Below are 12,948 nucleotides of genomic sequence, written 5' to 3'. Positions count from 1 at the left end.
ATGTACTAGACCAATGCTTGTTTCACTTGTAAATAGCGAAACAGCCTGTTCGCAGTTGGCGGACAGGCTGTTTTGTTGCCCCAGCAGGTTAGCGCAGAACGGCCAGCTCTTCGCGAAGGAACGCGTTACGCTTGGCCGTGTACTCCAGAATGACATCATATTCATCATCGAAACGGTCGAGGCTGTTGCGTTGATAAGGGTCATTGGCGAGCGCCGGACGGATGGTTTGGAGCAGATGGCGCAAGGTCGGTTCGATGCCGGCCGGGGTAAACGACGTCTCCAGAATTTCGGTCATCAGCATCCGGTATTGGCGTTTCAATTCCGGGACGGTGAGCAGGCGCGCCGTGAGCGTGTTATAGCCGGTGATCGGGATAAAGTCATGGCGCAGCAGTTTCCCGCGCAGGTTGCGGCCCCAGGTGCCGTCAAAGTCCCACGGGATGAGCGTGAACGTGCCCTGCTCGGCATTGCGGTAGAGGGCGTAGTTTTGGATAAAGGCATCGAAGTTCTGGGTGCAGACGACTCCGGCGAGCCATTTGAAGTAGGGTTGGATTTCGATCAAGGCGGAAATCTCGGCGGCAAAATCGGCTTGGGGCGTGGTATTGATTTTGTAGACGAGCTCCCTGAGATGGCGAAAGTCGTCCTCCTCCCCCGTTTTGAGTTCGTAGCCGGCTTCGAGTTCTCTTTTGACATCCTCATCGATCGGGCTGATCAGGGAAAAGTTGGCGTCGTCGTTGATGGCGTAGTACAGCGTGCCAGGCGGCAGGCCGCGTTTTTTCAAAAAGAGGTCATCGACCGATTCGAGCTGCAGGTAGACGCCTTGGAGAGCGCCGTTGAGTTTGAGCTGGATGTGCCGGGCGTCGGGCGCGAGGTGGCCGATTTGCTGGAAAAAGTCGAAGGATAATTTGTTGCGGATCATCGAGGGGTCGGCGTATTCGGCGTTGAGGTGCCATTCGCGGGCTCCTTGGCAGGTGCTTGGGGAGCGGAAGGATAGAAAATAAGACTTTTTCGGATAGCGGCGGATGTGGGAGCCGCGGTAGGAGACCTCCGCCTGATAGGTGCGGCCGTCCAGTTTAAGGCGGGCCGGGACGGGATCGTCCGACTCGATGTCGCGGCGGAGGGTCTGCAAGTCGGAAGGGTGAACGAACAGTGAGCAGACCGGGAGCGCAGAGTTTGGTGCCATGGGGAGCCTCCTTGGGTAGATGCCTTTTTCTCAAGATATGTGATGTCGTCTACAGCAAGTGACGAGTTTCGACCATAAGATGTAAAACAACTTTACTCTTTGGGGTGATCCGTATTGGAAAAGCTGAGCAAAACGGAGATCGCAGGCCTTGTCAATCTTGCATGTGAGATGAACAGCTCCAGTGAATTTCTTCGAAATGACCCGGTCGATCACGACCTGGTGACCGCCTCCCAAGAAGGTGCAGGATCTGGTTCCTCCGGAAAAAGCTCCGGCAAACGCTCCGGGAAACGCTCCGGGAAAAAAGGCAAAGGCTCGGGCAGAAAAGGCTCCGGCTCCGGCAGAAAGGGCTCCGGTTCCGGCAGAAAGGGTCATCGCTCCGGCAGAAAAGGCTCTGGTTCCGGTAGAAAAGGCTCTGGCTCTGGCAGAAAAGGCTCTGGCTCCGGCAGAAAAGGCTCTGGCTCCGGCAGAAAAGGCTCTGGCTCCGGCAGAAAAGGCTCTGGCTCCGGCAGAAAGGGCTCTGGCTCCGGCAGAAAAGGCTCTGGCTCCGGCAGAAAGGGCTCTGGCTCCGGCAGAAAGGGCTCTGGCTCCGGCAGGAAGGGTCATGGCTCTGGCAAAAAGGGCTCTGGCTCTGGCAGAAAGGGCCATGGCTCTGGCAGAAAGAGCCATGGCTCCGGCAGAAAAAAGGGCCATGGCTCCGGCAAAAAGGGCTCTGGTTCAGGTAAAAAGGGTCATGGCTCCGGCAAAAAGGGCTCTGGCTCCGGCAGGAAGGGCGATTAGCTCTCGGCAGAAAAGGTCTCGGCGGACGCCGGGACCTTTTTGTGTGCACGCTGCTATGTGCTTGTACCTTTCAAGCAAACCTCGCAGTTCATACCATATAGTAAGTCAAATTTCAGAAAGGAGGAATTCCATGAGCAAGACACCCCAAGACACGATCGCCATTCTCGGCAGCGGCGGCGGCGTGGCGAACGCTCTGTTGTCGATCTTCCAACATGCCGCACTCGACCCCTCCGATCCGCTCCACGACCGGATCAAAACGTGCGCCCTGCACCTGATCGACATCAAACAACAACAGAAAAGCAACATCGCCAAGCGCTTCCCCCACCTCGCCGCACAGATCCACCTGCACCAGCTCAACCTCCGCGACATCCCGCTCTTCCGCCGCTACCTGAACAAGCACAGGCCAACGCTTGTGATCGATGTCTCCTGGGCGGACACGCTGGACATGCTCGCCTGCTGTGACGAACTGTCCATTCCCTATGTCAACACCGCACTGGAAAATACGATGATCGACGATCTCGAAGACGAATACGAAGGCTTCCCGCTCATCGAGCGCTACCGCCTCTTTGAACAGAAAAAAGCTGCCTTTCAAAACACGACGGCGATCGTCTGCTCCGGCATGAACCCGGGCGTCGTCAACTGGATGGCGCTGGAAGTGATCAAACAACACCCCCAAGAAAAACCGCTCGGCCTGTACATCGTCGAAGAGGACACTTCCTTTTTCGCCGACCCCTCCCTTGCCGACCCCGATACGCTCTACACCACATGGTCGCCAGAATGCTTCCTCGATGAAGCGATTCACAGCTACCCGATGCTGGTGCAAGGCAGCACGCCGCTTTTTTTCTACAACGAGGTCTACGAACTGAAGTTTAACGTCCGCCTCGGTTCCAAACAGTTCTTTGGCAGCCTGATGCCGCACGAAGAGTCACTCTCGCTGGCTGATTTTTGCCAGTTGGAAACCGGCTTCCTCTACAAGGTCAACCATCACACCACATCGCTGATCAAACGCAACCTGCATCAAACGGACATTCTCTGGCAAAAGGAGTTGAAAGTCCTCGACCCCGCCGCTGCAAAACTGAGCGGCGCGGACCTCGTCGGCGTCCTGATCGTCTATCCCGACAAAGAGCGCTACATGTACCATGTCCTCGACAACAAGACGGCCTATGCGGAATACGGCGTCAACGCCACCTACCTGCAAGTCGCCAGCGGCGTGTACGGCGCGGCAGCCTCCCTGCTTCGCGACGCCATCCCGCGCGGCATTTATTATGTGGAAGACCTGGTCACCCGGACGAACAGCCGCTACGGCGACTATGTCACCTATCACTTGAAATCGTACGTGCAGGGCGAAAACCCTGACACCGACGGCACCCTGCTCAACCGCATGCAAAAAGACGCCTGATCGCCAGGCGTCTTTTTGCATCAAACGAGGCTGTTTTTCATGACATTCGCGAGCACCGCAACATGGGGCGTCTGCACCAGGGAGTGGTGGTCGCCAGCGATCTGCGCAACATGAATCGCTCCGGAAGTGCGCGGTCTCCACTCCTCCGCATTTAAGAGCGGGAACGGCCGGTTGAGGTCTTGTTCGGTGACGAAATACAGATGCAGGTCTGCTGCGATGGTTGCTTCACTGAAATAATTCAGTTCGGCAAACCCGTGGGCTGCGTTGATCTTCAGCGCCCGTTCGATCATCTGCTCATCAGCGCCTTGCGGAAATGCATGGTGTTCGATGCACAGGCGCAGCACATAGGAGATCGCTTCCCGTTCCTCCATCTCCATTACTTCCGGCACATCACGTCCGATCTGATGGGCGGCATAGTCGCGGAGCACCGCTTTGCGGTCGTGATAGTCGATGTCGGCGCTGATCTTGTTCGTGCCAAGGAACGGCGCGTCGATCAGCCCGAGGAACTCGACCGTTTCACCCATGCGTTCCAAGCGGCAGGCGATCTCAAAGGCAATCGAGCCTCCCAGCGACCATCCGCCGAGGCGGTACGGGCCGTGCGGGGCGACCGTACGGATCGCTGCGGTATAGCGGTCGGCCATCTCATGGAGATCATCGCAAGCCGCTTCCTCCGCGTCGTATCCTGCTGCCTGCAGTCCATAGACGGTCTGCTCCTCCCCGAGCAGGCGGGCCAGCATGGCGTAACAGAGCACACCGCCCAAGCCGGGATGGATCAGGAACAGCGGTGTTTGCGTACCGTCCCCCGCTTGAATCAGCACCGGATTGCAGCCATTCGCAGCATTAGCTTCCTGCCGCACCTGCTCAGCCAGCGCCGCCACCGTCGGATGTTGGAACAGCGCGGACAACGGCAGATCTTTCCCAAAACGCTCGCGGATCGCAGCCATCAGCGACACCGCCTTCAAGGATTCCCCGCCGATGGCGAAAAAGTCGTCCAGCACCCCGACCGGTCGGGTGTGGAGCAGATGTTCCCAGAGCTCCGCCAGCTCCCACTCGATGCGGTCACGGGGCGGCACGTACCCCGCTTCCGCCGCATGCAGCACTTCAGGAGCGGGCAGCGCGTCGCGGTTGATTTTTCCGTTGGGCGTTAACGGGAGCTCATCGAGCACAACAAACGCGGACGGCACCATGTAGTCGGGCAATTTCGCTTTCAGGAAATGGCGCAAGTCGCCGCGCGTCAACTCCTCCCCCGCTTTCGGCACCGCATAGGCGGCCAGCCGCTGCTCACGGAGCGTGACCACCGCTTTTTGCACATGGGGGTGCTGATTGATCACGCCGGCGATCTCATCAAGTTCGATGCGGAACCCGCGCACTTTCACCTGCTGGTCGATGCGCCCGATGTATTCGAGGTTGCCGTCCGGGAGCCAGCGCACCAGGTCGCCCGTCTTATACAGCAGCTCCCCGTCCGCAAACGGGTTCTGCACGAAGCGCTCGGCAGTCAATTCCGGGCGGTTCAAATAACCTGCCGCCAAGCCGTCTCCGCCGATGTACAACTCGCCCGGCATCCCTTGCGGCGTCAGGCAGCGCTCCGCATCCAGCACATACAGCGTGGTGTTCGCTAACGCTTTCCCGATCGGAATCGACGCTTGCAACTCGCTGACCGTTTCGATCTCATAAAAAGTCGAATAGGTCGTGCCTTCCGTCGGGCCATAGATGTTGCACATGCGTTTCGGACGACTGGCTGCCAACACGGCACGCACCCATTTCGGATCGAGCGCTTCCCCGCCGACCAGCAAGTGCTTCAAGCCGCCAAACGCAGCCGGAACAAGCGCTGCCATCTGATGAAACAGCGCCGTCGTGATGAACAGCGTCGTCACCTTCTGCTCCTGAAGCGCAGCTGCAAATTCGACGGGAGCGAGCACCTTGTGCTTGGGAATCAACACGAGGGTCAGCCCGTTCAGCAAAGCGCCCCAAATTTCAAAGGTGGCCGCGTCAAACGACATGTTGGAGACCTGTGCGATGCGGTCGCCTTCCGCAAATGATACATAGTTGGTGTTGCGCACCAGCCGGACGACACCGCGCTGCGGGACGGCCACACCTTTGGGCTGGCCGGTTGATCCTGATGTGTAGATGACATACACCAGGCTGTCGGCAGAGCTGGCAACTTCCGGGTCACAGTCCGGCTCTGCTGCGATCTGCTCCGCTTCGGCATCGAGACGGATCTGCTCCACCCAAACCCATGCGGGGGTCATATCCTGCGCTGTAACCAGCACGCGTAGACCTGTGTCCCGCACCATAAATGCCAGACGCTCCTCCGGATACGACGGGTCGAGCGGCACATAAGCGGCGCCTGCCTTGACTACCGCCAGCATCGCCGTCACCATCTGCAGCGCATCGGCCAGGTGCAGGCCGACCAGATCACCAGACTTTACGCCTCCTTTGCACAGACGATGCGCCAAGGAGTTGGCCCGGGCATTGAGGTCCGCATAGGTCACTTGCACGTCCCCGTGGACGATCGCCACACGCCCCGGCGCATGGCGCACTTGCTCTGCGAACAGTTCCGGTAACGCCGCATCGCGCGGGTAGGCGGCCTCCGTGTCACGGCCAAGCGCCAGTAGCTCCTGCCGCTCTTCCCGGCACAACAGCTCCAGCCCGGACAGACGCTGGGCCGCATTTTCAGCGATGCTTTCCAACAGCTTGCTGTAATGGCCGGCCATCCGCTCGATGGCAGCGTGTTCGAACAGATCGGCGTTGTATTCGAGCAAAGCGGTCAGCCCTGCTCCATCGGGGATCAGGTTAAGCGACAGATCAAACTTGGCCCCGGCATTGTCCACCGGAAGCGTTGTCAACGTCAGCCCTGGCAACAGGAGCTGCTGTTGCTTGGCATTGACATAGCCGAAAACGGCGCGGAACAGCGGCGATTGCTGAACATCGCGGTGAGGCTGAAGCTCTGCGACCAGTTTGTCAAACGGCACGTCGCCGTGCGCATACGCTTCCAAGGCGGTTGTCCGCACACGCCCGAGCAGTTCCGCAAACGACGGATTGCCCGACAGGTCGGTGCGCATGGCGAGCATGTTGATGAAAATGCCGATCAGCCCTTCCACTTCCCGCCGCGTCCGTCCGGCGATCGGTGAGCCGATCAAGATGTCATCCTGCCCGGAGTAGCGGTGCAAAAGCGTCTGATAGGCGGCCATCAGCACCATAAACAGCGTCGCGTCTTCCGCGTTCCCGACTTCGCGCAACCGCGAAAGCAGCCCTTTCGACAGCGAAAATTGAACCACCCCGCCGCGAAAAGAGGTCATGTTCGGCTGTGCAATGCCTGCGGGCAGCTGCAGGACGGGAAGCGTGCCGCCAAGTTTCCCTTTCCAGTAGCGGAACTGTTCGGCCATCCGCTCCGTCTCCAGCGTCTCGCGCTGCCAGACCGCATAGTCGGCATACTGAATGGGCAGTTCAGGAAGCGGCGAAGTCTCTCCGGTAAGGAAGGAGCTGTACAAGGCGCTCAACTCTTCTTGCAGCACGCCGACCGACCAGCCGTCAGCTGCGATATGGTGTACGTTCAGCACAAACAGCTGCTCCTGTTCCCCGAGCTTCAGCAGGGCAGCGCGCAAGACCGGGCCGGCTGCGATGTCAAACGGAGTGCGCGCCTCCAGTTCAATCCACGCTTCCGCCTGCTCGCGGCTCTGCATCGGGAGCACCGGCAGATCGACCGCCAGCTCCTCATGGATCACCTGCACCGGCTCTGCCCCGCGAAGTTCGTACGTTGTGCGCAGCGTCGCATGCCGCCGGACGATCTCCTGCAAACTCCGGCGCAGCGCCTGCTCATTTAGCGCCCCGCGCAGCTCCCATGCATACGGGATGTTATAGGCAGCCGCTTCCTTGCCTTCCAACTGCTGCATAAACCAGATCCGGCGCTGGGCAAAGGACAGCGGGGCGACAGACCCGGTGACGCGCTTGATGAGTTCGCTGTCTGTGCGGCTCCCGGTCAGCTTCGCCACCGCTTCGGCAAATCCGGCCAGGGTCGGCGTGTCGAACAGCTGCTGCAAGGGCAGCTCAACGCCAAACACGTTGCGCACGCGCGTGATGACCTGCGTGGCGAGCAGCGAATGTCCGCCTTGTTCGAAGAAATGCGTAAACGCCCCGATCGGCTCCACTCCCAGCACATCCTGCCAGATGCCGGCCAGCACCGTTTCGAGCTCATCGCGCGGCGGCACATGCGCTTCGCTCTCCGTCGCGCCGCTTGGCACCGGCAGCGCTTTGCGGTCCACCTTGCCGTTTGGCGTAAGCGGAAGGCGCTCCATCAGCACAAACGCCGACGGCACCATATAGTCCGGCAGGCGGTCTGCCAGATAGCGGCGATACTCGGCCGTCAACTGCCGCACATGGCGGGCTTGTATCGGCCGGGTGGCATAGCGCTCCCAGTCAGGTTCTGCCCCCACCTCCGCAGTCAGTACCGGCACAGCCGCTCCCGGTTGCCAAAACAGCACGTCACACAGCCCGGCATGCCCAGCGGAGCGGGAAACCCGCACTTCAAGTTCCAACTGCTCCCCGAGCCGGTACCACGCCTCCGGGTTGACCGCGCCCGGTTCCGGCAGTTCCTGCAGCCGTCTCTTCAGTTCACCTGCCGTCTGCGGCGCGTCTGCCCCGGTCAAAAGCTCCAGCGCCTGCACCTCCCGCCACACGCGCTCATCCGGTGCATTCCGCAGCAGGACAGCCTGCCCGTTCTGCCCGATCTCACGCCGGAGGAGTTCCTCCACGGCTGGGAGCGCAAACTCCCCGGCCGCATATTCGTACGCTTGCAACGCCGCTTCCTGCGCATCTGTGCCGCCAACATGCAAAATCACGTCATAGCGGAACTGAGTCAGCTCATTGCGGGCCACCCCGCGCTTGAGCAGGACTTCCACTCGCGAGATCTGCGGCACTGCCTCCTTCAGCGCATGGAAAAAGGCCGGATCGATCACCAGCTCGTTGTCTTTGTGCAGCCGCCCCATCGCCCCTTGCCAGACCTGTTCCGCGCTCGTCTCCCCGTCAGCCGTATTGTACAGCTCAACAGCTGTGTGAAACGCCTGTAAGAGCGGCAGACTCCGCACGTCGCCGAGGAAAACAGCACCTTGGGAGCCAAGCGACCGCACGGCATTTTCGATCACGCTTTTCAGATATTCGATGCTCGGGAAATATTGAATCACCGAGTTCAAGATCACGAGGTCAAAAGCATCGGCCGCAAAATCCAACTGGTCGGCCGGACGCTGCATCAGCTTCACTTTCACTGACAGCTCGGGACTTTGGGCGATCTGCCCGCCGAGCGCTTGCAGCACCTCAAGCGAGATATCCAGGCCGGTGTAAGCTTCGCTCTCCGGCGCGATGCGGTACAAGAGCATCCCCGTGCCGCAGCCGATCTCCAGCACCCGTTTCGGGCGCAGGCTTTGAATCCGTTCGATCGTGTGCCGGAGCCACTCCCGCATCTCGGCAGCGGGCAGCGCTTCTCCAGTGAAATGGGAGTTCCAGCCGATGATGTTAAACGTGTTGTCTTGCTGATTTTCGCGCTGTGAGCCGTAGAGGTTGTCGAACACCATCTCCCACTGTGCCACCTGATCCTCCGCCTCTTCCTCCGCTTGTGCAAGCGCAGCCGTGTCCGGCACGACATAGGAGATGATCTTCTTGTTCCCTGGGTGATCCTCACGCACGGTTACCACCGCCTCGCGCACCGCAGGATGAGCGAACAGCGCGCTCTCAATCTCGCCAAGCTCGATCCGAAACCCGCGAATCTTCACTTGCTGATCGATGCGCCCGACAAATTCCACACTGCTGTCCGGCAGCACCCGCACAAGGTCGCCCGTCTTATACAGCCGCTCCCCGGCTTGGAACGGATGCGGCACGAACTTTTCAGCCGTCTGCTCGGGGCGATGCAAATACCCGACGGCCAGACCGTCTCCGCCGATGTACAATTCCCCCGTTTCGCCGCACGCGGCCGGTGCTCCGTTCTCCTTCAACACGAGCAGCGTGGTGTTGGCCACCGGCCCGCCGATCGGCAAGGTAACCGCAGCTTCCGGCACTGCTTCGATCAAATGCCAGGTGGCGAACGTCGTGCTCTCCGTCGGTCCGTAGACGTGCAAAAGCCGCTCCGGCGCCCCTTCGGACAGCACGGTGCGCACCCATTTCGGATCGACCGCCTCACCGCCAAACAGCAGATGGCGCAGCGTTGCAAACGCATCCGGCGCGAATCGTGCGGTCTGGTTGAACAGCGCCGTCGTTAAAAACATCGTCGTGATGCCCAACTCACGCAGCTCAGCGGCGAACTGCTGCGGCGACAGCGAGGTCTCACGGGCGATGCCGACGACCGTCCCGCCGTTCAACAGCGCGCCCCAGATCTCAAAAGTCGCCGCGTCAAACGAAGTGTTCGACACCTGCGCCACGCGGTCATCCTGCCCGAGTTGCACAAAGTCGGTGTTGCAGACCAGCCGCACGACACCTCGGTGCGGGATGCAGACCCCTTTTGGCGTGCCGGTTGAGCCGGACGTATAGATGACGTAAGCCAATTGATCAGCATCGCCGTACTCCGGCAGGTTGCTGTCCGCTTCCGCTGCGATGGCCGCGCGGTCGCGGTCGACACACAAGATTTGCGCATCCGTCTCCGGCAGAAGTTCCAGCAGATGCTCCTCGGTGAGCAGCACCCCAAGCCCTGTATCGGTCAACATATGAGAAAGACGATCTTTTGGATAGGCGAGATCCAGCGGCACATAGGCAGCCCCAGCCTTGAGGATCGCCAGCATGGCAACGATCATCTCCACCGAACGCTCCATGCAGATCCCGACGAACATGTTGACACCAACGCCCATCCCTTGCAAATGACAAGCTAACGCATTGGCCCGGCGATTCAACTCCCGAAAGGTCAAGCTCTGTGTCCCATACTCCACGGCCGGCGCATCGGGTGTCCGCTCCGCCTGCGCTTCAAACAGACGATGCAGGGTCTGATCACCCGGATATTCGGTGCGGTTCGCACTCCACCCGATCAAAAGTTCGTTCATATTAACACCTCGGTTCATGATTAATAACTCATTCATATTATCAACAAAACCATAGTGTGTAAAGCACATCGGTATATAAAGGAATAAAAAAATCCTCCCTTTGATAAATAATCAAAAGGAGGATCTCGTTTTTATTTTATGTGCGTTTAGACGGTAACATTCCGATCTTGCTGTACACCGCCTTGGCGCTGAACGTCGGTGATGTGCTCGTACTCCGTCTGCGTCAACAAGCTCGCATCGGTGCGCATCAGCCACCAGTAAGCAAACATCGAGACGAACAGCCCGACCGTCCAGGCATTTTCCCAGAGGAAGGACAAGCCCGGAACGATCAGCCCGAGCAGCGAAGCTCCAATACCGGCAAGCAGCGCGTACATCGACTTCATGTTAAAGCCGCCCGCATAGGAGTATTTGCCGTTTGGCTTGTACAGCTCCACCAGATCGAGGCGGCGCTTGCGCACCAGCCAGTAGTCGGCGACAGCGATGCCGTCGATCGGGCCGAGCAGCGCCCCGTAGGTGCCAAGCCAGCCAAAGATGTAGTTGCCGAAGTTCTCCATGATGAACCACGGCTGCATCGCGATCCCGATCAGGCCGGTGACCACCGCGCCGACGCCAAAGGTGATCCGGCGCGGCCAGAGGTTCTCAATCGCGCGGGCCGGAGCTACGAGGTTGGCCGACACGTTGACGGTGATCGACGCCAGCACGATGCCGATCGCGCCGATCAGAACGACGTACGGCGGGAACTTCGCCAAGAGCGCCACCGGGTCCCAGATCGCTTCGCCGTAGATCACAACGGTAGCCGAGGTGACGGCAACGCCGATGAAGGAGAAAATTGCCATCGTGACCGGCATGGTGAGCAGTTGCGCGCCGGCCTGCGATTTTTGCGACACCGCATAGCGGCAGAAGTCCGGGATGTTCAGCGCCAAGGTCGCCCAGAAGGCGATGACGCCGGTCAGCGCCGGCCAGAACACGTTCAGAAACTCGCCGGTTGTCGCAAACTTGGACGGGGTGGCCAGCATCGGCCCCAAGCCGTCCGCTTTCAGATACGCCCAGACGAACAGCGCGATGGCGAGAATCGCCAGGATCGGCGCGGAAAACGCCCCCAGCTTCTTCACCGCTTGCGGTCCGCGATAAGCGATGACCATCGTCAGCACCCAGAACAGCATAAACACGATTCCGGTATGCATCGGCACATTCGCCCAAGCCGCATAAAACGCTGTCAACAGCGTGTCGAGCGCAGCGCCGCCGATCCATGCGTTGATGCCAAACCACCCCGCCCCGACCAGCGCGCGGGCCATCGCCGGCAGATGCGCGCCTTTCGAGCCGAACCACAGTCGTGCAAACACCGGATACGGGATGCCGAATTTGGTGCCGGCGTGGGCATTTAAAAGAATCGGTACCATGATGATCAAGTTGCCTAAGAAAATAGTAAAGATCGATTGCCATACGCTCATACCCAGTCCAATCAGACCGGCTGCCAAGGTGTAGGTCGGGATGCAGATGCACATCCCGATCCACAGTGTCGCAAAACTCCAGCCCGACCAGTTGTGCTCGGCACGCGTGGTCGGACGCAGGTCATCGTTCCAAAGCGCTGAGTCCTGCACCTGTGCGGTGCCGGCATCCGTTAAGGTGACGATGCCGTTTTCTTCTCTTTGTGTCGCCATGTTGGAGCGCCTCCCTCTTCCCCGTTACAGGAGTTCCGCCATCTCGCCGTACGTTTCCGGACGGCGGTCGCGGTAGAATTGCCATTTTTGGCGGACTTCGTAGATCAATTGCTTGTCCATTTCGGCGACCAGCACTTCATCCCCGTCGCGGGACGCCACCGCCACCATCGCGCCGCGCGGGTCGGCGAGGTAGGACTGGCCATAGAACTCGCCCATGTTCCACGGCGCTTCGAAGCCAACGCGGTTGATCGCCGCGATGTAGTAGCCGTTCGCCACCGCATGTGCCGGCTGCTCCAGCTGCCAGAGGTACTCCGATGTGCCGGCCACGGTCGCCGACGGGTTGAAGACGATCTCTGCGCCTTTCAGGCCGAGGATGCGCGCGCCTTCCGGGAAGTGGCGGTCATAGCAGATGTAGACGCCAACTTTGGCGTATTTGGTGTCAAACACGTTGTAGCCGAGGTTGCCCGGCTTGAAGTAGAACTTCTCCCAGAACCCGTGTGGCGGTTCGCCCGCTTCCACATGCGGAATGTGGTGCTTGCGGTATTTGCCGAGGTAGGAGCCGTCCGCGTCGATCACCGCTGCCGTGTTGTAGAGGGTGCCGATGCCTTCCCGTTCGTAGATCGGCAGGATGATCACCATTTCCAGCTCTTTGGCCAATTGCATGAACAGCTGGGTGGTCGGGCCGTGCGGGATCTCTTCGGCCGCTTCGTACCACTTCGGATTTTGCTCCGAGCAGAAGTACGGGCCGTAGAAGATCTCCTGCAGGCAGATGATCTTGGCGCCTTGTGCGGCCGCGTCGCGCACCATTCCGATGTGCTTGGCGATCGCCGCTTCTTTGTGCACAGCGACCGGTTCGTCGCCGTGGATCTCATGTTTGGCTTGGATGAGGCCGATTTTGACTTTCTGCATGAT

General features: G+C 59.8%; 6 protein-coding genes. 2 read left to right on the top strand and 4 right to left on the bottom strand.

Going from position 1 to position 12,948, the window contains the following annotated elements; genetic code table 11:
- Window positions 1–88: 88 nt before the first annotated feature.
- Entirely contained in the window at window positions 89–1,180 is a 1,092-nt protein-coding gene (locus tag CBW65_RS18955) for a CotH kinase family protein (protein ID WP_087458165.1), read from the bottom strand.
- A 114-nt stretch (window positions 1,181–1,294) separates the two neighbouring features.
- Here CBW65_RS18955 and CBW65_RS24615 point away from each other — a divergent pair, with 114 nt between their 5' ends.
- Entirely contained in the window at window positions 1,295–1,957 is a 663-nt protein-coding gene (locus CBW65_RS24615; RefSeq protein ID WP_198299663.1) for a hypothetical protein, read from the top strand.
- Window positions 1,958–2,087: 130 nt separating this feature from the next.
- Window positions 2,088–3,356 (top strand): saccharopine dehydrogenase family protein, encoded by a 1,269-nt coding sequence (locus tag CBW65_RS18945; RefSeq protein WP_087458164.1) that lies wholly within the window; start codon window positions 2,088–2,090, stop codon window positions 3,354–3,356.
- Window positions 3,357–3,376: 20 nt separating this feature from the next.
- Here CBW65_RS18945 and CBW65_RS18940 read toward each other — a convergent pair whose 3' ends face one another.
- The 3 genes from CBW65_RS18940 to CBW65_RS18930 form a co-directional block, all read right to left on the bottom strand.
- Complete coding sequence (locus CBW65_RS18940; protein ID WP_198299662.1) at window positions 3,377–10,375, bottom strand: non-ribosomal peptide synthetase; 6,999 nt, start codon at window positions 10,373–10,375, stop codon at window positions 3,377–3,379.
- Between the two features lie 146 nt (window positions 10,376–10,521).
- Window positions 10,522–12,036 (bottom strand): NCS1 family nucleobase:cation symporter-1, encoded by a 1,515-nt coding sequence (locus CBW65_RS18935; RefSeq protein WP_087458162.1) that lies wholly within the window; start codon window positions 12,034–12,036, stop codon window positions 10,522–10,524.
- A 24-nt stretch (window positions 12,037–12,060) separates the two neighbouring features.
- On the bottom strand, window positions 12,061–12,945 hold the full coding sequence (locus CBW65_RS18930; RefSeq protein ID WP_408646509.1) for a nitrilase-related carbon-nitrogen hydrolase: 885 nt from the start codon (window positions 12,943–12,945) through the stop codon (window positions 12,061–12,063).
- Window positions 12,946–12,948: the final 3 nt, after the last annotated feature.

The organism is Tumebacillus avium (assembly GCF_002162355.1).
Classification (GTDB): domain Bacteria; phylum Bacillota; class Bacilli; order Tumebacillales; family Tumebacillaceae; genus Tumebacillus_A; species Tumebacillus_A avium.
The sequence above is the reverse complement of the archived record's forward strand: the minus strand, read 5'-3'. Positions and strand labels throughout refer to the sequence as shown.

Bases quoted from the DNA above. Each gene is read 5' to 3' on its own strand.
- CBW65_RS18935 (WP_087458162.1), bottom strand. From the start codon at position 12,036: ATGGCGACACAAAGAGAAGAAAACGGCATCGTCACCTTAACGGATGCC.
- CBW65_RS18940 (WP_198299662.1), bottom strand. From the start codon at position 10,375: ATGAACGAACTTTTGATCGGGTGGAGTGCGAACCGCACCGAATATCCG.
- CBW65_RS18955 (WP_087458165.1), bottom strand. From the start codon at position 1,180: ATGGCACCAAACTCTGCGCTCCCGGTCTGCTCACTGTTCGTTCACCCT.
- CBW65_RS18930 (WP_408646509.1), bottom strand. From the start codon at position 12,945: ATGCAGAAAGTCAAAATCGGCCTCATCCAAGCCAAACATGAGATCCAC.
- CBW65_RS18945 (WP_087458164.1), top strand. From the start codon at position 2,088: ATGAGCAAGACACCCCAAGACACGATCGCCATTCTCGGCAGCGGCGGC.